This window comes from Bacillus sp. N6, from assembly GCF_052805735.1.
The window spans coordinates 1,621,090-1,644,800 of the sequence record NZ_CM127843.1; the positions used below are offsets into that span (position 1 = coordinate 1,621,090).

A 23,711-nucleotide genomic window follows, 5' to 3' on the forward strand; every position below is an offset into this window, starting at 1 on the left:
GGGTGAAGTAATGGAAAGTACAGAAAAGAAAGAAGCGTTAATGCGAATAAAAGCAGCTTCGAAAAATGAATTGTATCGAAAGTTATTTGACCAATATGGTACAGATTATTATTACGTTGTCGATGAAAGTGTAAAACGAAATATACCGTTTTTCTGGAAAAAGGATTATGAAATGTTAGTTGCTTTTCCAGAAGAAAAACAGGAAGAAGTGAATGAAGGTACAGCACAATTTCATGAACAGTTAATGGATGTCGTGAATGATCCTTCAGAACAAATTGTGAAGGCGAATGGAATTCAATCAGTACTGCACAATTTAGAAAACGTAACGACTTCTATGTCATACGCGGCAATGCAAACAGGAAATAGTGAAGAATGGGCAAGAAAAAAAGAAAAACTATTAAAGCTGTTTGAAAAAGGAATTGTCGTGGTGAAACAGACGAAAGAAACGGAAGTACCGAAAAAGAAAAAAGTTGTGAAACAAGTCGTTCCGGTAAAGAAAGAAGAAGTAGTTCCAAAGAAAGAAAGTCAAGAATCTGTACCGTTTATTATTCAAAAGGTAATTCGGATGCTAGAACAAAACGATGTGGAACAATATTTCATTTATGCATATGCTGAAAAGTTAAAAATAAAGTTTGAAAATGCAACGATGATTACGGAAGAAGAAGTTATTAGGTACATATTGGAAGATATGAAATCTCATTTCAATACGGAAAACGTCTTTGAAAAAGAAGTACAAACAATTGCATTAATCGGTCCAACTGGTGTTGGTAAAACGACGACGCTTGCGAAAATGGCATGGCAATTTCACGGTAAGAAAAAAACAGTTGGTTTTATAACGACAGATCATTCGCGCATAGGGACAGTGCAGCAATTGCAAGATAACGTAAAGACAATTGGATCGGAAGTAATTGCTGTGCGTGATGAAGCTGCAATGACAAGAGCGCTTACGTATTTTAAAGAAGAAGCGCGCGTCGATTATATTTTAATTGATACAGCCGGAAAAAATTATCGTACGACAGAAACAGTAGAAGAAATGATTGAAACGATGGGACAAGTAGAGCCAGATTATATTTGTTTAACGTTATCAGCTTCGATGAAAAGTAAAGATATGATTGAAATCATTACAAACTTTAAAGATATTCATATAGATGGTATTGTGTTTACAAAATTTGATGAAACAGCAAGTAGTGGTGAATTGTTGAAAATTCCAGCAGTATCATCAGCTCCTATTGTATTAATGACAGACGGCCAAGACATAAGGAAAAATATACATATCGCTACAGCTGAACATTTAGCGAAACAAATGTTACAAACATCGTAGAAAAGAGGTGAAGAATAAGGCGCTTGCCTTATTCAAACGAATATGAACGGTCTTTATATAGGTTCTATGGGTATGATGAACTACATGCAGCGAATTAATGTTCATTCGAATAACGTTGCAAATGCTCAAACGACAGGATTTAAAGCAGAAAATATGACGTCTAAAGTATTTGATGTACAAGACACATATCGCCGCGGAGATGGGGCAGTAACAAATATAGGTTCGGTCGATTACGCTGTAGTACCAGCCGCAACACATGTGAATTTAGTACAAGGAAATATACAAATGACAAATAGCGCTACAGATTTCTTTTTAGATGACGGCGCGGCCGGCACAACATCATTTTTTGTTACTTCTAAAAATGATGAAACGTTTTTAACGAGAGATGGTAGTTTCACATTAAATAGTGATCGTTATTTACAAACATCTTCAGGTGCTTTCGTAATGGGAGAGAATAATGAGCGTATTCGTATTCCAGAAGGAGCAAAGGTTGCTGTACAAGCAGACGGTACATTATATGATGAAGTAACACAAAATAATATTGCTCGTTTGCAAACAAAAACAGTAGATGCAGAAACGAATGCTCGTCTCGTACAACGTGAAAATAAAAGCTTTACACTAGCAGAAGGAAACATTGCTAATTTACCGAACGGAACAGGAATAGTAAAAAATCATATGCTAGAAAATTCAAATGTAGATATGACGAAAGAGATGGCCGATCTTATGACGGATCAAAAGATGATTCAAGCATCACAGCGCGTTATGACATCATTTGATAAAATTTATGAAAAAGAAGCGAATGAAATATTGAGATAAAGGACTTCCAAAAGTGGGAGTCTTTTTTGTTATTGCTTTTATTACAGTTACATCATAAAATGATAATGATTATCAATATCATTTTATTTATTTTCATAATGACAGCAACATTTGTTTAACTAAGTGAATTAAAAACAAGGGGATGGTGTATATATGTTTACAAAGAATCAACTTTGCATTGGATTATGTTTAATTTCTAGAAAGAAAGAAGATGGGAATGAGTTTAATTCCGGAATTGATGAACAAGTAGAGTTGGCACTACAGGCAGAAAAGGCTAAGTTAGATTTTGTTTTTAAAGCCGATTATTTAGTGGCGCACCCAGATTTAATTGCTCGTAATAAAGGGAGTGTCATTTTAGACCCGACGTTACTGTTTACTGCTATTGCTTATGCGACAGAAAAAATTGGAGTCGTTACAACTGCTTCAACTTCGTTTTATCCACCATATATATTAGCAAGGCAATTACAATCGTTACACTGGATTAGTAACGGCCGAGTAGGGTGGAATATTGTTACATCCATTGACGGTGCTGAAAACTTTGGTGAGGAAGGGATGCCATCATCTGAGGAACGATACGCGAAAGCGGCAGAATGTACAGAGTTAGTAAGAAAACTTTGGAGGAGTCACCCTAATGAAGTATTGAAAGTAGATAATCCTGATGTTATTAGAGAGATGGTAAAGCCTATTGAGCATAATGGTGAGTACTTTAAGGTAAAAGGTCCACTTAATATTCCGCAGCATATATCAGGAGAAATGCCATTATTTCAAGCCGGTGCTTCAGAGTCTGGTCGGAATTTTGCTGCTTCTGTTGCTGATGCAATTTTTGCCGCAACGCCTGATATAGAGTCAGGAATTGAACTTCGTCAAGATTTAAGAAGAAGAGCAGAACAGCATGGCCGCAAGCAAGATGCTATACGTGTATTACCTGGATTATATTTCTTTATAGGTGATACATATGAAGAAGCGTTAGAAATGCATAGGCAAGCTCATCAACATCTCACAAAAGAGAAGAGATATACGTTACTTGAAATGGTTCTCGGATTAGATGCGAGAGGGATTCCGCTAGAAAGTAAAATTACGGAAGAGATGCTGCCAAGTCGGGATCAAACTGTACGTAGTAAAACTCATGCCGAGTTATTACGGAACTTCATTATTAAAAATGAACCAACAGTTGAACAAATACTAGAACGACCAGAAGTTGTTGGATCGGCTCATTGGGTTGCGGTTGGTACACCAAAAGACGTTGCGAAGCAAATTATGGATAGGTTTGAGGCAGGGGCGTTAGATGGATTTATTGCTATTCCAGGAGGACCTCCAAAGTCACTAGATCTATTCTTTAGTGAAGTCATTCCTTTATTTGTGAAGGCGGGTGTATTTAGGGAAGAGTATACAGGTTGTACTTTACGGGAGCATTTGGCGGGGAACATATTAAATACTTTACAGTTAAAATAAATAATAGTATGTAGAAAAAAGCCTTATTGTAAAAGGCTTTTTTTGTTTAAAATTAAAAATTCTGAAATATAAGTTGACTGTATGAATGTTATTTTTTATATTAGTAGGTATAACTATAACTACTAAAGAGGTGAGAGTATGACAACGGCATTATATTTAGAAGATGCATACAAAACGAGTTGCGAAACAGAAGTGATAAAAGTAGAAGGGAATAAAGTATTTCTAAAAGAAACAGTTTTTTATCCAACTGGTGGAGGGCAGGAATGTGATACGGGTGTCATTGTACAAGATGGGTCTGTATTTGAAGTTGAAAAAGTAAAGAGGGAGCAGGGAGAAATAGTTCACTATATAAAAGATGAAGCTCAAGTAAAATTAGGTCCAGTTAAATTAGAGATTAATTGGGAAAGACGTCATAATTTAATGCGTCATCACTCTTTACTGCATCTTATCGGAGCTGTTGTTTATGAAAAGTATGGAGCACTATGCACCGGAAACCAAATTTATCCTGATAAAGCCCGTATCGATTTTAATGAGTTACAAGAGTTATCGAGCGTGGAAGTAGAAGAAATTGTTGAGGAAGTGAATAAACTTATTGAGCAAAATAAAGAAATTTCCACTCGCTATATGAGCCGCGAAGAAGCAGAAAATGCTGTAGGAATGATTAAAACAGCAATAAATCTCCTGCCAACTACTATCCAAGAAATCCGCATTGTTACAATTGAAAATTTAGACGAACAAGCTTGTGGAGGTACACATGTGAAAAATACGAGTGAAATAGGAACACTTGTTATTGATAAAGTAAAAAGTAAAGGGAAGCAAAATCGTCGTTTTGAAGTAAGGGCGATTTAGATTGTGAGGGGTTACCGATGGATGAAATTATAAAGGAATTACAAAAGTTAGGATTTTCCCAGTATGAATGTAAAGCGTATATTGGATTGTTAAAACACTCCCCAGTAACAGGCTATGAAGTGAGTAAACAAACAGGAGTACCTCGTTCTATGATTTACGAGGTACTCGGTAAGTTAATGGATAAAGGAGCGGTGCATATTGTACCTTCTGAACCAGTTAAATATGTACCAGTACCAGCTACCGAATTAATGAATCGAATGCGAAAAGACTTTGAAAAGTCCTTTGAATTTTTAGATGAGAAACTAAATTGTTTAGAACAAGAGCGACAAATAGATGTAATTTCGCATATTCGCTCAAATGATCGTGTTTTAAAAGAAATATGCAATATAATTAATAGGGCAAAGGAAGAATTATGGATTTCTGTATGGGAAGATCAAGTGCATGAAATTGAGCCATACATTCATCAAAAGGAAGAGGAAGGCGTACATATATTTTCAATCTTATTTGGAGCTCCAGAAACAAAAATAGGAGCCACGTTTCATCATAATTATATGACGCCCCACGTTGTTGAAAAGAGAATGGGTGGTCATTTAACTGTTATTGCTCGTGATGGAGAGGAAGTATTAATTGCGAACTTCTCAAATGATAGCACTTCATGGGCTGTTACAACGTATGACCCAGCGCTAGTTCTCGTTGCTACAGAGTATGTGCGCCACGATATTATGGTTGAGGAAATCACAAAGGAATTTGGAGCTGATAAGTTAGATACGTTATGGCGTGAAAATATAGATTTAGTTCATGTCGTAACAGGAAAACGAACTTTAGAAGGAATGGAGGATGATAGAGATGAGTAAAGCTCAGGCACATGTAGCTTTGCAGAGCGATGATACATTTCAGCAAGGAGTAAAAGATTGTTTACCAACTGTATTTGGTTACTTGAGCATCGGTATAGCAGCTGGTGTAATTGCAAAAACAGCAGGTTTTTCTATCATTGAAATTGCATTTATGTCCACTTTAATTTATGCAGGTTCTGCCCAATTTATATTAGCTGGTATGTATGCAGCCGGTGCTCCTGCTTCCGCAATTATTTTTACTGTATTTTTTGTTAATTTACGCCATTTATTAATGAGTGCTGCGCTTGCACCGTACTTTACGAAAATTCCTCTATTTAAAAACTTAATCATCGGTTCGCAAATTACAGATGAAACTTTCGGCGTTGCAGTGCAGCATGCAGCGCAAAAAGGATATTTAGGTGAAAGATGGATGATTGGGCTTAACGTAACAGCGTATTTAAATTGGATACTTGCTACCATTATTGGTGGGCTATTTGGTGAGTGGATACCAGATCCACATACATACGGGATGGATTATGCATTACCAGCGATGTTTATCGGATTATTTGTTCTTCAGCTCATAAGTAGTAAACCAAAACTAGTAATTCATTTAAGTGTTGCAATTGTATCGATTATTATCGCATACGTTTCACACCTATTTATGCCAGATAGTATAGCGGTTATTATCGCAACATTACTAGCTGCGACGATTGGAGTGGTGATTGAAAAATGGAAATGAGATTAGATGTATTATTACTTTTACTAGCAGCAGGAGCTGTTACACTCGTGCCACGTATTTTACCTCTACTCGTATTTAGCAAACTACAAATTCCTGACTGGGGTTTAAAATGGTTAAATTACATACCAATTGCGATATTAGCAGCGCTTTTAGCACAAGTTTTATTTATGCATGAGACGATGCAGTGGGATTATCTTATTACAGCAATTCCAACATTTCTTGTTGCAATATATACTCGTAGTTTATTAGGTACAGTATTAACGGGAGTGGTTGTGATTATTTTGTTACGTTTCTTTTTCTAAAAAGGATTACGCTCATATAATAGCGAAAAGTGTAATAACATGAAAAATATAGGGGTGGTGTTATGATACTTTTAACGATAGGAGCAATTTTGTTAACGTTGTTTATTTTCTTTATTCTCGGTTTTATTACATTTATGATGTTTGTTGATAAGGCGACGCCTCAAATATATTATACACCTTGTGAATCAGTGACAGTGAAAGCTAAAGGTAAACATAGAAGGAAGAAAAGTTAAAAATTGGCTTTTCTTCCTTCTTCTATTACATCCCCGAAAGAACTAACAACAACAGCCCAAATAGAAAACTAATAAAGGAAAGAAAACCAATACATATCGAGAACACACGATTATTTCTCCATTCGTGCCAAAAAGCGATAAATCCTAAAATACAAAGGAAAAACCAAATGGGCAGGAATATGAACTCGCTAACTTTCTCGGGGAGTAACGAATAAAAAGTTGTTACATATAAGATCCAATTAGTAAAAAATAAAATGCAAAGGATAATAGATTGTAAGTAGGGGCGGTTGAAAAATCTCCCTTTTTTTACGGTTTTAAAAATGATAGTTAGCGCTGAGATAAAGGCAATGAGTATGAAAATAAGTAAGAGTAATGTCAGCGTCATTTTGAGTCTCCTTTATAAGATTGTTTTTATCACGCATGGGCAGTAAGACCCACACCTTAAAACTCAACGTAAGAAAAGAGATTAGGTGGGGGATGAACATCCCCCATTGATTGAAGTTTTACTTTACAAGAAATGAATCTATTAAATTGTATGCTTGTTTTGTAGAGTGCCTGTTATATTTTTCAGTGTACGGATTTAGAAATCCATGTTCACCGTGTAGTTGTTTTATTTCTAATAAAGGATTTTTTTGTTGCTGCAATGTTTGAATTAAAGAGGATACTGAAAAACTAGCTTCTTTTTCAGGAAATATAAGTAGTGTAGCGCATGTAGGCTTTATGTGAACATAGTCGCGTATACGAGAACCGTAACATCCGATAATAAAATCTATTTTCGGATTGTTACTACATAGCCATGAGACGGTAGCTCCAACGCTAAAGCCGATAAGACCAATATGTGTATAACTACTAGAAAGATGAGAAATGAATTCTTCAATTTGCTTTTTTCCATAATCAAACCCAATATGATTTACAAAATGTTCATATGCTTTTTCTTCATCACTATAATGAAATGCATGTTGCGATTGTAGAAGATTAGGACAGAATACGTCTATATGAGATGAAGTAAAGTGGTTGGTAACGTGATGCATATGGTCGTTCACACCATATATTTCATGAACAATAACGAGAGCTACTTTTTTCTTCATAGTTATATTGTGCCTCTTTGAAACTTAAATTCTTTCTCAACAAGGCAGATACGCAGGTGGAAGTTTTCATACCATTGCTCACGACCTCTTTTTTTCGCTTCTTTATGTAAGGCGTTCTTTTTCCAATTTTCAATCGCATCAAGTGATTCCCAATAAGAAATTGTTATTCCGAGTCCAGAATTACCTCGTGCACTTTCTACACTTAAAAATCCAGGTTGTTGCTTTGCAAGTTCCTCCATTTTTCCGGCAACGGTATTATAGTCTGTTGTATCATTTGATAAATTAGAAGTGAATATCACCGCATAATAATGATTCGCCTTTTGTGAAGCATTTTCCATATAAATTCCCCCTTTAATAAGTATTTTAGCATGTAAAAAAGAAAAGAAGCAGTACGCTTCTTTTCTCTTTTTACGCTGTGAATTTTAATCCAGCATATATTTTACGACCCTTTTTTTGAATCCAACATACTTGTGCATTTCTCTTTTGAATATTACGTTCTTCCATTGTTACTTGTATAATTTGGTCAATCACAAGAGGGGTGTTCGTTTGTACTTGGCACCCACCTGTACTATAGTCGACAATGGTCGCTTCAATCGGCATCCCATTCATATGCAATGTTCCAGAAGACATCAGTTGCTCACGTATATGTTGCCTGCGAAATTGTCTTGGTGCTTTTTTGGTATTTTTTATGAAAGATGCAATTGCTAGTGTAAGAAATGTTTTATCGTACACCTTTTCCACCCGGTCATTAACCGGTTTACTAAATAGATGAAGAATGAGTTTACAATATTGCTCATGGGATACATCATCAAATGATACACCAACTTGTACAGAATTTTCTTGTCTCCGAATCCATTTTTTTGTACTATGAATCTTTTCTACCTCGCCAAAAGATAGCGTATAGGAAGATAGACTTGATAAAGTTTCAAATGGAATGGAGGGATCTAATTCAAAACGTGCCCCCGTTTCACTAATATCAAGGACATGGCAAGAAATGATCATATCTTCGGCATATAAAGTACCTGGTAAATTTACTACGAAACGTTCTGAATTTCGAAAACGCGGTCTTTCAAATGCTACAAATAGTGAAGTGACAATAGCTATCCCGTTGTATAGTACCCAGAAAATATTAATATATAAGCTCTCTCTTTCAATATGATATTGCTCAGGATATAAGAGCATAAGTGTTGCCCGAATCAGTGCAATAATTGTTAAAATGAGTAATACGAGGTGAGGGACGCTTGCAATCCATAAAAAATGCCTTGTATTATTTTGAACTCCCTTTCTTGTCACATGAAATTGAAATTTTTTACGTAAGAAAGTTTCTGATAAAATAGCAAATCCCATATAAGGAGCCATAGCAACTTCGTACACATGACTCCACGTAGTTGTTCGTTTTTTATTAGAAACAGCTTTGAAAATAAGCTGTGATGTTAAAAAAGCAGGTGCCCAGAACATAAATAAGTGCATAAAATTAATTTCTAAACTATAAATATCAAATATTAAAAATAATAGCGGTGCTAGTAAAAATATCATTTTATAAACACCGAAAAACCAATAATGAATTCCATCTGCATATAAAAGACGCTGCATAAAAGATAATCCTTTTATAGTGAAAGGATTCCACTTTTTTACGACTTGAATATTCCCTCTACACCAGCGGTCCCGTTGTTTTAATAAATCACTAAATGTTTCTGGGGATAATCCAACAGCAAGTGTTTCATTGACAAATATAGTTTCCCATTTGTTAGCTTGTAGTAGCATACCAGTTGCCATATCCTCAGTAATAACTCCAGTCGCAAATCCTCCAATTTCTTCAAGAGCGGTGCGGCGAAATAGAGCGTTACTACCAACATACATCGTAGCATTAAAGCGATCTTTTCCTTCTTCTAACTGGCGCATAAAGAAATCTTGTTCATTGGCGATGTTATCTTCAAAAAACAAATTATATTGGAAAGGATCAGCATTGTAAAAAACTTGTGGTGCTTGAACGAATACAACATTATTTTTAGAAAAATAACCAATCGTTCGCTCTAAAAAGTTAGCTCGTGGTATCATATCAGCATCCATTGTTACGATAATATCACCTTTTGAATGAAGCATCGCATGATTTAAATTTCCAGCTTTTGCATGCTTATTTTCGGTGCGAGTTATGTGATGAACAGAAAACTCTGCCGCAAGTTGCTTTACACTTTCACGGCGCCCGTCGTCACAAATATAAATGTTTAGTAACTCTTTCGGATAAGTAATCAACGTACAACCAGCTACAGTACGTTTTAATAAATCGATCGGTTCATTGTAAGTTGCAATAAATATGTCGACAGTGGGTAGTTTTTCGAAAGTGGATAATGGTACTTCTTTCCGTTTATATGGCTTCCATGAAACAATGCTGAAAACGATAGATTGTAAGTAACCAGCCCATTCTGTAATTAACAATATAATACCAGCGATAATACTTATGAGATTAATAGTTGGTAACGAATAAAAAGTTCGCCAAATAAGATAAATAGCATTACAAATGAGAAATAGAATAATAAGTAATTTTTTTGACCATAAATATTTGTGTGCAAGGGCGTAAGTCATAATGATTACGAAAAAAATAATACCTAAACCTTCGTATATAGAAAGGCTCATACAATTCCTCCTTTATGTGTAGAGTGGGAAACAGGAAAAACTTTATATTATTCATTTATAAAGATTTAGTTATTTCCAAATCATACATTATCACAAAATATAGGTTTAGAGTATAAATTTTACATTTTCTTATTATAAGTTTAAAAAATTAGAAGAAATAATAGTTATATTTTTGATTCATAAGAAAAATGCCACTTCAAAAGAGAAGTGGCATTTCTTATATTTCCTCTAAGCTATTAACTGGAACAGTTAATTCGCGTCCTGGGTTTTTTACTTCATATATGCGGGCGGTTTCATTGCTTTCATCGACGTGTTGAATCATAACAGGCATGCCTTGAAAACTGACATTGGCTTGTTCCGCTGACACAGAAAGCTCTATTGCACGTTGTATATTCATTTATATTCCTCCCATCATTATTATCTTTGCTAAAAAAGAGGAATAATATACCATTTAGAGACATTCTTAAAGTTTTTGTATTATTTGTAATGTTTCTTTAATAAATGAAGTGAAGATGGAATCAGGATAACCATCTATCGTTTGAACTGCTTCTTTTGCTTCTTTCAGAGCAGCTGGTTTATCTTGAAGTTTTATATGACACAGGGCACGATAAGACCCGGCTGTTAATACCCACGATTGATCAAGTGGATGAGTCATATAATCTGGTATGGTAGCGTGTTTTAATATTGCCAAAGCTTCCTTATAACGTTTTAAGCCATACAAAGATTTTCCTTTTTCAAGATAATATAATCCATCGTCTTGAAAGATTGGTTCATCTTTTAGTTTTTCTCGGAATTGTTCTAGATGTTCTAATGCGATTGTATATTCATTAGTAATTGTGTTGTAGTAGTAAGCTTTTAAAATATCAATAATCGCAATGGATAGAATATCTTCTGTAAAAATGGCAAATTGCTCCGATTTTTTTATGTAATATAAATACTGTTCTTTATCAGCTGTAATGACTTTTTGGTAAGATAAAATGCGATAAAATTCATCTGTTTTATAATACACTTGATGTTTTTTTGAAAATGCAAGTGCATCTAAAATGACTTTTTCACATTTTTTATAATTGCCGTATGCGAGTAAAATAATGGCTTCTTTTAAGTATAGTTGTATATGTGTAATAAGATCCATTTCTAAATTCTTCGTTTTATATTCATCGCGAATTCTGCTAATCAACTGTAAACATTCTTTATATTTTTTCCGTTTGTAGAGCATATAGTAAAACAGTAGTTTCGTTTCAGTACTTTCACGATACAAAGTATATTTTTCAAATATAGAAACAGCTGTTTCAACGTAATATTCAATATTGTAATCGTTCATAATGGCCGCTCCAGTTATGAACTGTTTATATAAACGTGCTGTGTTTAAAGTAAGGGGTAGTTCTTTTTGAACGATAGGTAGTAAAGTCTTGTATACTTCATCGCATTTATTTGATTTTATTAATGGCTCCATTTTTTGAATGAGTTCCACAATTTCTTCTTCATCTTCTTCTAATAAAAAGCTCGTTTCACATTCAAGTTTTTCCGCAATATATTGTAATGTTTTCATAGAAGGTGTAGCTTTTCCATTTTCAATTTGACTAAGCATACTTTTTGTCAGTTCCGAACCTGCCAGTGCTGTTTGCGTAAGCTTTTTATCTTTTCGTAATGCTTTAATTTTTTCACCGAGAGTTGCCATATTATTGCTCCTTTATATTTAAAAAGTTTAATTGTATTTAACTTTTTGTTGTAAAAATTGGAAAGTTGATTATATAATAAGTTTAACACAATTTAACTTTTAAGGGGAGAGAGTCAAAAATGGGAGATATAAGTATAGGACAACATGATTCAAGAATGAAGATTGCAACTAGAAATATCATTTTAATGATGATTGGAAAAATGACGTCTTTATTAGGCGCAGGTATTTATACGTTCGCAATGGGGTTATATGTATTAAAGACTACTGGTTCAGGGATGGGTTTTGCAATTACGCTCGTTTGCGGATCACTTCCAAGGATGATCTGTGGCCCAATTGCTGGTGCTGTAGCAGACCGTGTGAATCGAAAATGGCTTGTCATTGGTACTGATTTATTAAGTAGTTTAACGATGCTTAGTATGTTTATTCTTGCTACTATATTTGGGCCATCACTTCTTTTTATTTATATTTCAGCAGCATTATTATCAATTTGTGCAAGTTTTTATTCTGTTGCATTAACTTCGTCTATTCCGAGTTTAGTAGATGAAGGACGTATTCAAAAAGCGAGTGCTTTAAATCAAACGGCGGCTTCTTTATCAAATATTTTAGGACCGATTATTGGCGGAGTTGTATATGGTTTCTTTTCAATTAAATCGTTTTTCCTATTAAATAGCATTACGTTCTTTTTAGCGGTTATTTTGCAATTATTTATCGTATTTGATTTATATAAAAAAGAAGTGGCTGAAAGTACAGAGCATTTCTTGACGAGTATAAAAGAAGGTTTTTTATATGTAAAAAGACAACGTGAAATATATGGTTTAATGAAAATAGCATTGTGGGTAAACTTTTTTGCGTGTGGTCTAACAGTTGCACTTCCGTACATTATCGTCCATACATTGCATTTATCTTCAAAGCAACTCGGTACTGTAGAGGGAATGTTAGCAGTCGGGATGCTAATGGGAGCGATTGCTTTATCAGTGCGTAAAGAAGTGAATAATCCGTTTCGTTCTATTTATACTGGACTGTTTTTGTTTGCAGGTTTAAGTTTATGTACAGTCTTTCCGTTGTTAGTTATCATTCCAAAAGTAGCAAGTTTTATTTACTATATTGCTTTTATGATGTTAACTGGTATAGCAATTATGATTGTAAACATTCCAATGCAAGTACATATGCAAAAAACGACAGATCCGAGCTACCTAGGGCGTGTGTTTGGCCTACTTGAAACAATTGCGACTGCCATCGCACCACTTGGTATGATTGTATATGGACTACTATTAGATATGTTGCCAACTAGCATTGTTATGATGACAATAGGCGGAGGGTTATTGTTAGTTGTATTAGTTGGAGTAAAGCAACATATGGCGAAAAAACAAGTAGATGTGTCCGCTTAAAAATAAGAAAATAATAAAAATTTGACTTATCATTATAAAAATGACTAAATTAGTATTTTAGTTTTTGAAACTCTTTTTCATGTATGTTAAAGTAAAGTGAGCTTGCAAAGAAAAGGAGACAACAGCATGAAAAAATTAAGTTTTGTTATGCTTTTTCTATTAGTCGTAATGGCTGGATGTAGCAATTATGACACATATATTGAAACAGGTATGCAATCATTGAAAGATGAAAAGTATAGTGATGCAACAATGTGGTTCGAAAAAGCAGAAAAAGAGAAATCAGGAAATGAAGCGAAATCATATAAAGAAGTTGCTGAGAAAATGGATCACGGAGCAACAGCATTAAAAGATGGTAAGTATTTAGAAGCGAAAGACATTGCAAATGAAGTGTTACAAAAGAAAAAAGATGCTGAACTTGAAAAAGCTGTAACATCAAATGCAGAGAATATGCTTCAAAAAGCAAAAGATGTGGAAGAGAAAGTAAATGAAAGAGTGGCAAAGCGTAGAAAGGTAGAAGAAGAAGGAATCGATAAAATTATTAAAGCTGTCGATAGTATAGATGAAGTGAAAGAAAAAGAGAAGAAAGTATCAGAAGCATTAGATAAGGCTGAAGAGGCGCAAGCAAAAATTGAGGCAAAGAAAAATAAATAGATTTATAGTTTGAAAGGCTGTCGTGCATAACGACAGCCTTTTAATTTTTTGTTGCAAATGAAGTGATGCTCTGTAGTAAAAAAGAAATGATTTTAGAATTCCATCTGTCCTCATGATGAATCGTATAAATGTTACGCTGAAATTCAAATTCAGGGATTGGTATATAGCATAGCTCATTTCGTTGTATTTCTTGCTCGATAGCAAGTTTAGAAATAAAGGCAATTCCATTACCATATTTTAAAATTTGTTTCATCGTTTCTAATGAGTCTAATTCAATTTCAGATTGGAATGTAATGTTGTGCGCCAACGTCCATTGTGTAAGTAAATCTCTCGTTGTAGATGGATTACGATGCAATAGTATGCGTTCCTTTTCGATATTTTGTAACGATACATTGTCTTTCTTTGAAAAATGATGTTCTTTGGAAAAGGCAAGAACAAGTGTATCGGGCATTATATTCGTTTGTTTTAAAAGTGGTTCATCAAATGGAGCAGCGGAAATTATCCCAAGATCGATTTCGTGATTTTGTAGCATCATTCGAATTTCAGGGGCTGTTTTCACTAGTAGCGTTATTTTTATATTGGGAAATTCACATTGAAATTGATGAACGACTTCTGGTAAAAGATAAGTCGCTGGTACATAACTAGCGCCGATTGTTATAGCACCTTTATGAAAATCTTTAAACTCTTGCGTGACACGTCTAGCTTCTTTCATAAGTGCATCTATTTTACAAGCATAATGGTGCAAAGCCTCACCAGCCTCTGTTAAGAAATACCTTCCAGAACGTAATTCGAATAGAGATACACCGAGTTCTTCTTCTAAGCTTTTTATATGAAATGTAATAGTTGGTTGTTTAACGCCAAGTTTTTCTGCAACGATTGTAAGCTTTTTGTATTTCTTAATAAGTACTACAATTTCTAATTTTAAGAGATTCATTATGAATTGCCGCCTTTTTTATTTTAACTATAGAAAAAATCTATAGAAATAAATAGTTTATTAGAAGTTTTTTAATTTAATCTTTACAGTACATTAACATTCAGTATAAATCTTCCATATAGAATGAAAGCAGGTTAAGAATGAGGGGAGAGAGGTGAAGCAATGGATATTACAATTAGTGGATTAGAAAAGGCATTTGGAAAAATACAGGCGTTAAAGACGTTGCAGATTGTAATGAAACAAGGGGAATTCACTACACTTTTAGGGCCTTCGGGGTGTGGGAAAACGACTTTACTTAGAATGATAGCAGGGCTTGAAGAACCGGATAAGGGAGAAATATATTTTGGAGAACAGTGCATGTATTCTGCTACAAAAAAGATAAAGACATCTCCTCATGAACGGAATATCGGTATGGTATTTCAAGATTTTGCTTTATGGCCGCACATGACTGTTTTTGAAAATGTTGCATTTGGTTTAAGAGCTACAAAGCAAACGAATCAATTGCGAGAAAAAGTAGAAGATGCGATAAAGCGAGTTCGCCTGCAAGGTATGGAGAAAAGGTATCCACACGAACTTTCTGGTGGACAGCAACAACGTGTCGCATTCGCTAGAGCAATTGTAACAAAACCTCATTTTATTTTGTTTGATGAACCGCTAAGTGCACTCGATGCAATTTTGCGAGAAGAAATGAGAATAGAGCTTATGGATATCGTTCATTCCATTGGTTTAACTGCACTGTATGTCACTCACGACCAAACAGAAGCAATGTCAATGTCAGACCAAATTATTGTCATGAAGCAAGGAGAAGTATTACAAAAAGGAACACCGGAAGATATTTATGTGAAACCGTCTCATGAATTTGTTGCCAAATTTGTTGGTAAGGCGAATTGGCTTGTAGAGGGTAAAAAAATGGTTCGTCCAGAGCATGTGAGCTGGACGAAAAATGAAGTGTGCGAAATGTATACAGGTGAAATTAAGCACGTTACATATGTAGGAGAACGGTATGAAATAAAAGTAAACATGGGGGCACTCGGAATATGGACAGCTTATCACAATAGTAAATTAAGCATCGGTAAACCAGTATCGTTATATGTGCCAAAAAAATGTATTCATCATATAGGGGGAGAATCATATGAAGAAATTCAGTTCGCTTAAGTCTTTATTTGTATGTACTTTATTATTTTCGGCTGTAGTAACAGGGTGTAGTTCAAAGACAGGCAATGCAGATGCAAAAAGTAAAAATACGACTGAAAAGAAAATTGTTGTATATAGTGCAGGGCCAAAAGGGTTAGCAGAAAAAATTCAAAAAGACTTTGAAAAGAAAACTGGTATAAAGGTGGAAATGTTTCAAGGGACAACTGGTAAAATTTTAGCGAGAATGGAAGCTGAAAAGAAAAATCCAGTCGTTGATGTAGTCGTACTTGCATCATTACCAGCGATGGAAGGATTAAAGGAAGAGGGTCAAACGTTAGCTTATAAAGAAGCGAAACAAGCTGATAAGCTGCGTTCTGAATGGTCAGATGATAAAGGACATTATTTCGGGTATAGTGCTTCAGCATTAGGGATTGTGTACAATACAAAAAATGTGAAGACAGCGCCTGAAGATTGGAGCGATATAACGAAAGGGGAATGGAAAGGAAAAGTGAATCTTCCAGATCCAGCACTTTCAGGTTCAGCTCTAGACTTTGTAACTGGATATGTGAAAAAGAATGGAAAAGATGGATGGAATTTATTTGAACAACTTAAGAAAAATGAAGTTACAGTAGCAGGAGCAAATCAGGAAGCGTTAGACCCAGTTGTAACAGGTGCGAAAGATATGGTAATTGCGGGTGTTGATTATATGACGTACAGCGCAAAAGCAAAGGGTGAACCTGTTGATATCGTATATCCAAAAAGCGGAACAGTTATTAGTCCACGCGCAGCGGGGATTATGAAGGATAGTAAAAATGTAGAAGGCGCAAAAGAGTTTATTGATTATTTATTATCCGATGATGTACAAAAACAAGTTTCTAAAGCGTATTTATTGCCTGGTAGAACAGATATAAAAGCTGAAAATAGACCAAATGTAGAAGAGATTCCAGTATTAAATATTGATTGGAAAACAGTTGAGAAAGAGCAAGATGAAATAGGAAAACAATTTAAGAAAGTATTTCAATAAGATGGTGATTCCATGGTAAATCGATTCGTATCAGTAAGACAAGTTGGAATGACGGTAGCGTTATTGCTTGTGGCGATGTTAATCGTCATTCCCCTTTTTCTTATTTTATTTTCTAGTATATATGAAAATAGCAGTTGGAACTTTTTAAAGCCTTTTGAAGTGATGCAGAGTGGTGGATTAGCTGGGATTTTTCTGAATTCGCTGCTTCTAGGTGTACTCGTTGTAATAGGAGCTACAATATTTGCATTTCCATTGGCGTTTATTATGAGCAAAACAGATGTAGGAAAGTATAGTAAGTTAGATATTGTTTTTATGATTCCATTTATGACACCGCCGTATATTGGATCAATGGGCTGGATTTTGTTCATGCAACCTAACGGCTATTTTGAACAATTTTTTCCGATGCTAAAGACAGTTTCATCATCGTTTTTTAGTTTAGGAGGTATGGTCTTAATTATGAGTCTGCATTTATTCCCATTCCTTTATTTCATGCTGAAAAACACGTTACTTCAGATTGGGAGTAGTAAAGAAGAAGCTGCAGCAGTTCATGGCGGAAGTTTTTTCTATCGTTTAAGAAAAATAATATTGCCGTTATTAGTATCAAGTTATGTAATGGGTGCTTTACTCATTTTCGTAAAGACGATTGCTGAATTTGGAACACCGGCTACATTCGGACGTAGAATAGGATTCCACGTGTTAACATCAGAAATCCATAAATTTATTTCGAGTTGGCCAATTGATTTTAGTAGTGCAACAGCATTATCTTCTTTATTACTTAGTGCTTGTATGCTTATTTGGTATATGCAAAATGTATTGAATCGAAAGTATTCATATGCAATGGTTAGTGGAAAAGGTGTGAAATCTAAAAGATATACTTTGTCTATATTTACGCGCGTTGTAGCATGGATGTATGTAATTGGTTTATTAATAGTATCAATTGGAATTCCATACTTTTCTATACTTATTGCTTCTTTGTCAAAATTAAGAGGCGGAGGTTTACATGTAAATAACTTTACAACAAGCCATTATGAGGCATTGTTTACAATAGGATCTCCGGGATTAGAGGCTTTATGGAATAGTTTTCTTTTTTCACTCGTAACAGCGATTATCGCGGTAATGATTGGAGTCTTTTTGGCACTTATGATTCGAAAGGGGAAAAAAACCTCTGAAAAATGGCTTGATATGTGCGGTATGTTACCGAATATGGTACCAGGAATCGTTATGGTTGTAGGTCTTATTCTATTTTGGAATTCACCATATATGCCCCTGTCAATTTACAATACACCGGTCATGGTTATCGTAACGTATGTTGTTCTTTTTTTACCTTACACAGTGCAGTATGTAAAATCATCACTTGGACAAATTGATGATTCCCTTGTACAGGCCGGAAGTATTTTTTCTGGAAATTATATTTATATTTTTAGAAAAATAATATTGCCTCTTATTATCCCGGGTATTCTTGCTGGATGGGCGATGACATTTACAATTTCGATAAGAGAGTTAGTAGCATCGCTTCTCGTATTACCTCCATCAGTAGAAACGTCAGCAACGTTTATTTTTGCTCAATTTGAACAGGGTGAAGTATCTATAGGCATGGCGATGGCCGTTGTTTCTGTTGGACTTACAACAATGTGCTTATTACTGCTGCAACATATGGAGCAAAAACGAAAAGGGGTAGCATGATGAGAGTAGAAGTATGGGGAGGAGCTGGAGAGTACGGTCGCTCCTGCTATTTTGTAAAAAATAAAGAGACGAAAATAGTATTTGATTGTGGTATTAATCGATCTTATGAGGATAGTTATCCAAAAATAGAGAGAGAAGCTGTTCCATTTCTAGATGCGGTATTTTTATCACATATTCATGAAGATCATACGATGGGTTTACCTTTATTAGCGAAGTATGGCTATAAGAAAAAAATTTGGACGACTCGTTATACGAAGGAGCAACTGCCGTTATATTATGAAAAATGGAGAAACTATAATGTGATGCAAGGGTGGGATTTACCTTATAGCGACCAACACATAAAAGATTTAAATTATGTATGTATTGATGAGATTAGTAATCCAAATGAATGGGTACAAATTACTCCTACATTGCGGTTTCAATGGGGATATAGTGGGCATGTATTGGGAGCTGTTTGGTTTTTAGTTGATATGTGTAATACATACGTATTTTATTCAGGCGACTATTCAGCAGAGTCTAATATACTACGAGCTAATTTACCTGAGAAATTGGGCCATAATATAAAAGTCGCAATTGTGGATGCCGCTTATCACACAGATGATGTTTCGCAAAATGAAAGATTAGACGATCTATGTGCAGAAATTGAACGAGTTATGCAAAATAAAGGAATAGCATTATTACCGCTGCCACAACTTGGTAGGGCGCAAGATATAGTATTGTATTTATATGAACGATATAAAGAATTTCCGCTTATAGTAGATAAAGAAATCTTGGCTGGATTTGAAGAGATGTTCGTATATAAAGATTGGATAAAAAATAATGAAGAATTTAAATGGATTATGGAGAGTTTAAAAAGAAACATAATAGTGATGGATAATGATATTAGTATGCAAAATAGTTACGGAATAGTTGTAATGAGTGATGCGAATATGCAAACGAAACGAGCGCAGTTATATTATGAACAACTTCGGAATGAAAAACGGAATGCCGTTATTTTTACTGGGCATATTGCGAAAGGGAGTTTTGCAGAAAAAGTTATGAAAGAACCTGTAAGGAGTACATGTAGGGTGAATCGAGTTGCGTATAAAGTTCATCAAAGTATAAGAGACGTTAAAGAGATGTTAAATACATTATTACCAGAACATACGGTGCTAGTGCACGCTTTGAAAGAGGATACAGATCGATTACAACAAAAGCTAAGTACAGCAGGATATGAAAATGTATATTCACTTGCAATGGAACGTATAGAAGTCATTTAAAATACAAAGGGGATAGGTATATGAAAAAAGTATTTGTATTCGTAAGCATTTTCTTTTGTTGTTTCCTTTATAACGTTAAGGAAGGGTTTACTGCTAGTCCAATGAAACCTAGTTTTGAAGTGAAGTTATTATTAAAGCCAGAACAAGTATTAGGTTATAACAAAGAGATGAAGCAAGAGGTGCTAGAACATTTCCAGGCTGGTACAAAATATGAAAGAATACAAGTGCAATTTTTAGATACTGCAAATAAAAGTTTAAGTGATGAAGGTTGGTTTGCTAGAATTCGAAAGAAAGAATTTAGTAAAGATTTTGAACTAACATATAAAAAAAGATATCCTATTCAAAATGGTGTAATTCAAGATGCACTAGAAGTAGCTAAAAAAGAAGGATTCGATAGTAATACGGATAGTTATGAGGCGGAAATAGATTGGGGATTTGAGAAGAAAACATTAAGCATTTCAAATAAGAAAAGTTACAGTGCTAAAGGATATGGGATACTTGATTTACCAAATGAACAAGCTGCTCAAAACATGTTAATAGAAAAATTACCAGGGAAAATGAACAAATGGTTGTATACAAATTGGGGAGAAGAGATGTTAAAGAATTCCCGTATTTACGGTCCTGTATTAATGAAGCGATATACAGGAGAGTTTGAAAACATAAAAGCAAATATTGAAATTTGGCCATTAAGTAATACTGGGAAATTAGAAGATGACTTCGTAATAGAAGTGTCATTTAAAACAAATGAAGAAAGTATTGCGACAAAACAAAGGGAATTATTAATGGCGAGTTTAGAGAAAAAAGGCTGGTTGTTACCGAAAGATAGTTTGAAGACAGAGCTTATTTTTCAGTAAATAGTAAAAAGGAATCCATATGCCATGGATTCCTTTTTATATATGAGTATTAAGCTAAATCAGCTGACACGAACATATCACTATTTTGAAGATTTTTAGAGCGTAAACTATAAGCAACTACCTTCTTTTTATATTGTTTTACAACATCAACATGCTCTTCATGACTGTAAATATAAAATGTGAAATCTTTTTTACCACGTTTTGCATGGATAATTAAAGGAGTGCCTTCATTATGGGGTGGTGCATAATAGCGATCTAAAAATAAACCTTCGTTAAAATCATGAATAATTTTTGATTTCTGTTCGCCTTCTACGTTATTTCCGTGAATTGTAATAGTCACATTCTCTTCTTCAAGTTTTGGATGTGTTTCGTACTTGCTAATAATGGATTCAATAACAGTGTTAGGAAGGCTAGAAACGATAATTTTAAATGCTCCAAATACAACTAACATTACAATAAACCAAGTCGTCATAGTAATCATCCCCTTTATTCTATTTAATAATATAACTCATATGGTAATAGTACATATGGTGAAGTTTTGTATAATTTGTGAAAAATATGCCATTTTTACGAACGAAATGTTAGAAAAATCAATTTTGTTACAAAAAGTTGAAATTGAAGTATTTTAAAAGAAAAAGGTTTATAATAAAAATATAACTAATAACCACATTACTAATTATAAGGAAGTGTAACTATGAGTACTGTAGCAATCGTATATGGTATTATTCTTTCCACAATTATTGTTTTGTTTTTCGTTGGGGTTTCACGTTATATTCATAAATGGAAAGAAGGCGTTGCGAAATTAAATCACATTGAAGAAGAACTTAGTGATTTAATGTTACATCATGGTAAGTAAACATTTATTTTTTAACTAAAAAATGTGAAGGATATCACAAAGCATGCTTTCCTAATGAAGGCATGTTTTTTTGTTGTTTAAGAAAAGAAGTGTTTTTGTATAAATAATCTAATTATTACTTAAAAAGGGAAATTTATTTAGTATAATATATAATATGTTTATTTTAGGGGGAGTATCATGAGGGGATTAAAAGTTGTTGGAATTATAGCTGGAATTACTATAGTAGGCTGTATAGCTTTCTTTTCAGTGAAGGAATATGTCAATTCCAAAGAAGACTCTAATTATGTGCTAAATTACATAAAAGAACATAAGGATGATAAAACAACTTCTTTAATTGTTAAAAGAAATGGTGAAACATTGACATCAATAAATGAAAAAGAAAAACTACCGCTAGCAAGTATGTCGAAAATCGTTATAGCAATTGAATATGCTAAGCAAGTAGTTGAAGGGAAAATAAGAAAAGACGAGCAAATTTCATTGAAAGAATTAGAAAAATACTATGTGAAAAATACTGATGGTGGTGCACACCCTGCATGGCTAGATGATGTAAAAGTTAAAGAGTTAGTGAAGGGTGGTCAAACTTCTTTAGAAGAAGTAGTGAAAGGAATGATCCATTATAGTTCGAATGCGAATACATCATATTTATTGGACAAGCTTGGAGCAGCGCGGATAAATGAAAGTTTGAAAGAGTTAGGCTTAAATAGTCACGATGAATTTTATCCAACGTATACAGGGGCATTATATATGAGGGGCTATGTTGAAAAAGAACTGCATATTCCTCAAAATAAAGCATTGGACAAGCTACGTAATATGTCTAATGATGAATATGTTAAGCATGTATGGCAAATACATGAATGGATGAAAGACGAGAAAGAATGGACAAAACGCGAGATATCGTTAAAAGCCGATATGGACTTTCAGCGTATTTGGTCAGATCGGTTTATAGGTGCAAATGCGAAGGATTACATGAGTTTACTGGAAAAGATAAATAGCAGAAATTATTTTACACCACAAATGCAAGGTGAGATTGAGAATATATTTAAAGGAACCGTAGGAGAGGGTATGTTCGAATTTGCTGGACAGAAAGGTGGTTCTACGGCATTTGTATTAACAAATAGTTTCTATGGTACTGATAAAAAAGGGAATAAGATTGAGATTGTCTTTATGATGAACAATTTGAGTGAAAAAGCATTTGAAAAACTTCTAAGTAATATGGATTACTTTATTCGAGACATTGCCATAAGTGAGGAATTCAGAAATAAATTATAATGAAATAATTTTATTATGTAAACAAAAGAGCGCTTATGCAAAGCGCTCTTTTTTAATACAGGATTTTCCAATCTTGTTATTGAATATAAATTGAAAATAAGAAAGGAGGTTGAAAAATGACAACAATATATTTCGTTCGCCATGCCCATTCTACCTATACAAAAGAAGAACGGGAGCGACCTTTATCTGAAAAAGGGTACTTAGATGCAGAGAATGTAACACGCTTATTAAAAGATAAACATATTGAGGTTGTGATTTCTAGCCCGTATAAAAGAGCAATCCAAACTGTACAAGGAATTGCGAATACATATAAATTATCAATACAAACAGAAGAAGATTTGCGTGAAAGATTATTGAGCACAGAGCCGGTATCAAATTTTAATGATGCTATGCAGAATGTGTGGGAAGATTGGAGTTTTGCATACGAAGGCGGAGAATCGAATGATGTCGCACAAAGGCGCGCTGTAATATGTATGCAAAATATATTAAAACAATATGAAGGTAAGAATATTGTAATAGGTACGCATGGAAATATTATGGTATTACTCATGAATTATTTTAATTCGAAATATGATTTTGAGTTTTGGAAAACACTTCATATGCCTGATGTGTATAAATTAAATTTTGATAAAAATCGTTTCATTTCTGCTGAAAGAATAGAGAAAACAGGTCATCGGTTAAATATTTTGTAAAAGTTTATCAAAAAAAGAGGAA

Annotated in this window: 27 protein-coding genes; 19 read left to right on the top strand and 8 right to left on the bottom strand. The window is 34.2% G+C overall.

Annotated features, from left to right (window positions below):
* The first annotated feature begins 10 nt into the window (after window positions 1-10).
* From flhF to ACUXVC_RS08505, 8 genes are all read left to right on the top strand, one after another.
* The gene (flhF, locus tag ACUXVC_RS08470) at window positions 11-1,321 is read left to right on the top strand and encodes a flagellar biosynthesis protein FlhF (RefSeq protein WP_095691124.1); all 1,311 of its coding nucleotides are present in this window, start codon (window positions 11-13) and stop codon (window positions 1,319-1,321) included.
* A gap of 42 nt (window positions 1,322-1,363) precedes the next feature.
* A complete protein-coding gene (locus ACUXVC_RS08475) occupies window positions 1,364-2,137 on the top strand; it encodes a flagellar basal-body rod protein FlgG (RefSeq protein WP_001013934.1) in 774 nt (257 codons plus the stop codon).
* 153 nt (window positions 2,138-2,290) lie between these two features.
* Window positions 2,291-3,589: an NtaA/DmoA family FMN-dependent monooxygenase gene (locus ACUXVC_RS08480; RefSeq protein ID WP_098126998.1), complete on the top strand. Its 1,299-nt coding sequence runs from the start codon at window positions 2,291-2,293 to the stop codon at window positions 3,587-3,589.
* Between the two features lie 138 nt (window positions 3,590-3,727).
* Entirely contained in the window at window positions 3,728-4,438 is a 711-nt protein-coding gene (locus ACUXVC_RS08485; RefSeq protein WP_000205375.1) for an alanyl-tRNA editing protein, read from the top strand.
* Between the two features lie 17 nt (window positions 4,439-4,455).
* Window positions 4,456-5,292, top strand: coding sequence for a TrmB family transcriptional regulator (locus ACUXVC_RS08490; protein WP_016513054.1), 837 nt, complete (start codon window positions 4,456-4,458; stop codon window positions 5,290-5,292).
* Window positions 5,285-6,010, top strand: coding sequence for an AzlC family ABC transporter permease (locus ACUXVC_RS08495; protein ID WP_048656975.1), 726 nt, complete (start codon window positions 5,285-5,287; stop codon window positions 6,008-6,010). Before ACUXVC_RS08490 ends, ACUXVC_RS08495 begins: the two co-directional genes overlap by 8 nt.
* Window positions 6,001-6,312, top strand: coding sequence for an AzlD domain-containing protein (locus ACUXVC_RS08500; protein WP_023521614.1), 312 nt, complete (start codon window positions 6,001-6,003; stop codon window positions 6,310-6,312). Before ACUXVC_RS08495 ends, ACUXVC_RS08500 begins: the two co-directional genes overlap by 10 nt.
* 62 nt (window positions 6,313-6,374) lie before the next feature.
* Window positions 6,375-6,545 carry a DUF3951 domain-containing protein gene (locus ACUXVC_RS08505; RefSeq protein ID WP_000602245.1) on the top strand — a complete coding sequence of 57 codons (171 nt, stop codon included), beginning with the start codon at window positions 6,375-6,377 and terminating at the stop codon, window positions 6,543-6,545.
* A gap of 25 nt (window positions 6,546-6,570) precedes the next feature.
* Here the strand turns inward: ACUXVC_RS08505 and ACUXVC_RS08510 are convergent, their stop codons facing one another.
* The 6 genes from ACUXVC_RS08510 to ACUXVC_RS08535 form a co-directional block, all read right to left on the bottom strand.
* Window positions 6,571-6,930: a hypothetical protein gene (locus ACUXVC_RS08510; protein ID WP_095691121.1), complete on the bottom strand. Its 360-nt coding sequence runs from the start codon at window positions 6,928-6,930 to the stop codon at window positions 6,571-6,573.
* 118 nt (window positions 6,931-7,048) lie between these two features.
* A complete protein-coding gene (locus tag ACUXVC_RS08515) occupies window positions 7,049-7,633 on the bottom strand; it encodes a dienelactone hydrolase family protein (protein WP_078401707.1) in 585 nt (194 codons plus the stop codon).
* 2 nt (window positions 7,634-7,635) lie between these two features.
* Window positions 7,636-7,971, bottom strand: a complete 336-nt coding sequence (locus ACUXVC_RS08520; protein WP_000426496.1) for an antibiotic biosynthesis monooxygenase family protein — start codon at window positions 7,969-7,971, stop codon at window positions 7,636-7,638.
* Window positions 7,972-8,041: 70 nt separating this feature from the next.
* Window positions 8,042-10,267, bottom strand: a complete 2,226-nt coding sequence (locus ACUXVC_RS08525) for a glycosyltransferase (protein WP_144465370.1) — start codon at window positions 10,265-10,267, stop codon at window positions 8,042-8,044.
* Between the two features lie 217 nt (window positions 10,268-10,484).
* Entirely contained in the window at window positions 10,485-10,664 is a 180-nt protein-coding gene (locus ACUXVC_RS08530) for an H-type small acid-soluble spore protein (RefSeq protein ID WP_001025734.1), read from the bottom strand.
* Window positions 10,665-10,730: 66 nt separating this feature from the next.
* Entirely contained in the window at window positions 10,731-11,945 is a 1,215-nt protein-coding gene (locus tag ACUXVC_RS08535) for a helix-turn-helix domain-containing protein (RefSeq protein ID WP_095691119.1), read from the bottom strand.
* Window positions 11,946-12,064: 119 nt separating this feature from the next.
* On the opposite strand from ACUXVC_RS08535, the gene ACUXVC_RS08540 reads away from it, so the two are divergent.
* Both ACUXVC_RS08540 and ACUXVC_RS08545 read left to right on the top strand, forming a co-directional pair.
* Complete coding sequence (locus ACUXVC_RS08540) at window positions 12,065-13,333, top strand: MFS transporter (RefSeq protein ID WP_029441922.1); 1,269 nt, start codon at window positions 12,065-12,067, stop codon at window positions 13,331-13,333.
* Between the two features lie 126 nt (window positions 13,334-13,459).
* Window positions 13,460-13,984 (top strand): DUF4398 domain-containing protein, encoded by a 525-nt coding sequence (locus tag ACUXVC_RS08545; RefSeq protein ID WP_000736436.1) that lies wholly within the window; start codon window positions 13,460-13,462, stop codon window positions 13,982-13,984.
* Between the two features lie 40 nt (window positions 13,985-14,024).
* Here the strand turns inward: ACUXVC_RS08545 and ACUXVC_RS08550 are convergent, their stop codons facing one another.
* Window positions 14,025-14,918, bottom strand: a complete 894-nt coding sequence (locus ACUXVC_RS08550) for a LysR family transcriptional regulator (RefSeq protein ID WP_001050611.1) — start codon at window positions 14,916-14,918, stop codon at window positions 14,025-14,027.
* A gap of 162 nt (window positions 14,919-15,080) precedes the next feature.
* Between ACUXVC_RS08550 and ACUXVC_RS08555 the strand changes: the two genes are divergently transcribed.
* The 5 genes from ACUXVC_RS08555 to ACUXVC_RS08575 are packed head-to-tail and all read left to right on the top strand — an operon-like array spanning window position 15,081 to window position 20,872.
* Window positions 15,081-16,073 (top strand): ABC transporter ATP-binding protein, encoded by a 993-nt coding sequence (locus ACUXVC_RS08555; RefSeq protein ID WP_069355356.1) that lies wholly within the window; start codon window positions 15,081-15,083, stop codon window positions 16,071-16,073.
* Window positions 16,051-17,076: an ABC transporter substrate-binding protein gene (locus tag ACUXVC_RS08560; protein WP_071714477.1), complete on the top strand. Its 1,026-nt coding sequence runs from the start codon at window positions 16,051-16,053 to the stop codon at window positions 17,074-17,076. Before ACUXVC_RS08555 ends, ACUXVC_RS08560 begins: the two co-directional genes overlap by 23 nt.
* 12 nt (window positions 17,077-17,088) lie before the next feature.
* Window positions 17,089-18,759: an ABC transporter permease gene (locus ACUXVC_RS08565; protein ID WP_069355358.1), complete on the top strand. Its 1,671-nt coding sequence runs from the start codon at window positions 17,089-17,091 to the stop codon at window positions 18,757-18,759.
* Entirely contained in the window at window positions 18,756-20,018 is a 1,263-nt protein-coding gene (locus tag ACUXVC_RS08570) for an MBL fold metallo-hydrolase (RefSeq protein WP_142238867.1), read from the top strand. Before ACUXVC_RS08565 ends, ACUXVC_RS08570 begins: the two co-directional genes overlap by 4 nt.
* Before the next feature lie 20 nt (window positions 20,019-20,038).
* Window positions 20,039-20,872, top strand: a complete 834-nt coding sequence (locus tag ACUXVC_RS08575) for a hypothetical protein (RefSeq protein WP_000755327.1) — start codon at window positions 20,039-20,041, stop codon at window positions 20,870-20,872.
* A 49-nt stretch (window positions 20,873-20,921) separates the two neighbouring features.
* Here the strand turns inward: ACUXVC_RS08575 and ACUXVC_RS08580 are convergent, their stop codons facing one another.
* Window positions 20,922-21,344 (bottom strand): YfmQ family protein, encoded by a 423-nt coding sequence (locus ACUXVC_RS08580; RefSeq protein WP_000214586.1) that lies wholly within the window; start codon window positions 21,342-21,344, stop codon window positions 20,922-20,924.
* 40 nt (window positions 21,345-21,384) lie between these two features.
* Here ACUXVC_RS08580 and ACUXVC_RS08585 point away from each other — a divergent pair, with 40 nt between their 5' ends.
* The 4 genes from ACUXVC_RS08585 (at window position 21,385) to ACUXVC_RS08600 (ending at window position 23,689) form a co-directional block, all read left to right on the top strand.
* Entirely contained in the window at window positions 21,385-21,501 is a 117-nt protein-coding gene (locus ACUXVC_RS08585; protein ID WP_001987133.1) for a hypothetical protein, read from the top strand.
* A gap of 65 nt (window positions 21,502-21,566) precedes the next feature.
* Window positions 21,567-21,728 (top strand): hypothetical protein, encoded by a 162-nt coding sequence (locus ACUXVC_RS08590; protein ID WP_000108701.1) that lies wholly within the window; start codon window positions 21,567-21,569, stop codon window positions 21,726-21,728.
* Window positions 21,729-21,905: 177 nt separating this feature from the next.
* Window positions 21,906-22,997: a serine hydrolase gene (locus tag ACUXVC_RS08595; protein ID WP_144465371.1), complete on the top strand. Its 1,092-nt coding sequence runs from the start codon at window positions 21,906-21,908 to the stop codon at window positions 22,995-22,997.
* A 116-nt stretch (window positions 22,998-23,113) separates the two neighbouring features.
* On the top strand, window positions 23,114-23,689 hold the full coding sequence (locus ACUXVC_RS08600) for a histidine phosphatase family protein (protein ID WP_095691113.1): 576 nt from the start codon (window positions 23,114-23,116) through the stop codon (window positions 23,687-23,689).
* Window positions 23,690-23,711: the final 22 nt, after the last annotated feature.

What these genes read in the sequence shown, in the direction of transcription:
- flhF (WP_095691124.1), top strand. Translation starts at nt 11, where the DNA reads ATGGAAAGTACAGAAAAGAAAGAAGCGTTAATGCGAATAAAAGCAGCT.
- ACUXVC_RS08475 (WP_001013934.1), top strand. Translation starts at nt 1,364, where the DNA reads ATGAACGGTCTTTATATAGGTTCTATGGGTATGATGAACTACATGCAG.
- ACUXVC_RS08480 (WP_098126998.1), top strand. Translation starts at nt 2,291, where the DNA reads ATGTTTACAAAGAATCAACTTTGCATTGGATTATGTTTAATTTCTAGA.
- ACUXVC_RS08485 (WP_000205375.1), top strand. Translation starts at nt 3,728, where the DNA reads ATGACAACGGCATTATATTTAGAAGATGCATACAAAACGAGTTGCGAA.
- ACUXVC_RS08490 (WP_016513054.1), top strand. Translation starts at nt 4,456, where the DNA reads ATGGATGAAATTATAAAGGAATTACAAAAGTTAGGATTTTCCCAGTAT.
- ACUXVC_RS08495 (WP_048656975.1), top strand. Translation starts at nt 5,285, where the DNA reads ATGAGTAAAGCTCAGGCACATGTAGCTTTGCAGAGCGATGATACATTT.
- ACUXVC_RS08500 (WP_023521614.1), top strand. Translation starts at nt 6,001, where the DNA reads ATGGAAATGAGATTAGATGTATTATTACTTTTACTAGCAGCAGGAGCT.
- ACUXVC_RS08505 (WP_000602245.1), top strand. Translation starts at nt 6,375, where the DNA reads ATGATACTTTTAACGATAGGAGCAATTTTGTTAACGTTGTTTATTTTC.
- ACUXVC_RS08510 (WP_095691121.1), bottom strand. Translation starts at nt 6,930, where the DNA reads ATGACGCTGACATTACTCTTACTTATTTTCATACTCATTGCCTTTATC.
- ACUXVC_RS08515 (WP_078401707.1), bottom strand. Translation starts at nt 7,633, where the DNA reads ATGAAGAAAAAAGTAGCTCTCGTTATTGTTCATGAAATATATGGTGTG.
- ACUXVC_RS08520 (WP_000426496.1), bottom strand. Translation starts at nt 7,971, where the DNA reads ATGGAAAATGCTTCACAAAAGGCGAATCATTATTATGCGGTGATATTC.
- ACUXVC_RS08525 (WP_144465370.1), bottom strand. Translation starts at nt 10,267, where the DNA reads ATGAGCCTTTCTATATACGAAGGTTTAGGTATTATTTTTTTCGTAATC.
- ACUXVC_RS08530 (WP_001025734.1), bottom strand. Translation starts at nt 10,664, where the DNA reads ATGAATATACAACGTGCAATAGAGCTTTCTGTGTCAGCGGAACAAGCC.
- ACUXVC_RS08535 (WP_095691119.1), bottom strand. Translation starts at nt 11,945, where the DNA reads ATGGCAACTCTCGGTGAAAAAATTAAAGCATTACGAAAAGATAAAAAG.
- ACUXVC_RS08540 (WP_029441922.1), top strand. Translation starts at nt 12,065, where the DNA reads ATGGGAGATATAAGTATAGGACAACATGATTCAAGAATGAAGATTGCA.
- ACUXVC_RS08545 (WP_000736436.1), top strand. Translation starts at nt 13,460, where the DNA reads ATGAAAAAATTAAGTTTTGTTATGCTTTTTCTATTAGTCGTAATGGCT.
- ACUXVC_RS08550 (WP_001050611.1), bottom strand. Translation starts at nt 14,918, where the DNA reads ATGAATCTCTTAAAATTAGAAATTGTAGTACTTATTAAGAAATACAAA.
- ACUXVC_RS08555 (WP_069355356.1), top strand. Translation starts at nt 15,081, where the DNA reads ATGGATATTACAATTAGTGGATTAGAAAAGGCATTTGGAAAAATACAG.
- ACUXVC_RS08560 (WP_071714477.1), top strand. Translation starts at nt 16,051, where the DNA reads ATGAAGAAATTCAGTTCGCTTAAGTCTTTATTTGTATGTACTTTATTA.
- ACUXVC_RS08565 (WP_069355358.1), top strand. Translation starts at nt 17,089, where the DNA reads ATGGTAAATCGATTCGTATCAGTAAGACAAGTTGGAATGACGGTAGCG.
- ACUXVC_RS08570 (WP_142238867.1), top strand. Translation starts at nt 18,756, where the DNA reads ATGATGAGAGTAGAAGTATGGGGAGGAGCTGGAGAGTACGGTCGCTCC.
- ACUXVC_RS08575 (WP_000755327.1), top strand. Translation starts at nt 20,039, where the DNA reads ATGAAAAAAGTATTTGTATTCGTAAGCATTTTCTTTTGTTGTTTCCTT.
- ACUXVC_RS08580 (WP_000214586.1), bottom strand. Translation starts at nt 21,344, where the DNA reads ATGACGACTTGGTTTATTGTAATGTTAGTTGTATTTGGAGCATTTAAA.
- ACUXVC_RS08585 (WP_001987133.1), top strand. Translation starts at nt 21,385, where the DNA reads ATGGTAATAGTACATATGGTGAAGTTTTGTATAATTTGTGAAAAATAT.
- ACUXVC_RS08590 (WP_000108701.1), top strand. Translation starts at nt 21,567, where the DNA reads ATGAGTACTGTAGCAATCGTATATGGTATTATTCTTTCCACAATTATT.
- ACUXVC_RS08595 (WP_144465371.1), top strand. Translation starts at nt 21,906, where the DNA reads ATGAGGGGATTAAAAGTTGTTGGAATTATAGCTGGAATTACTATAGTA.
- ACUXVC_RS08600 (WP_095691113.1), top strand. Translation starts at nt 23,114, where the DNA reads ATGACAACAATATATTTCGTTCGCCATGCCCATTCTACCTATACAAAA.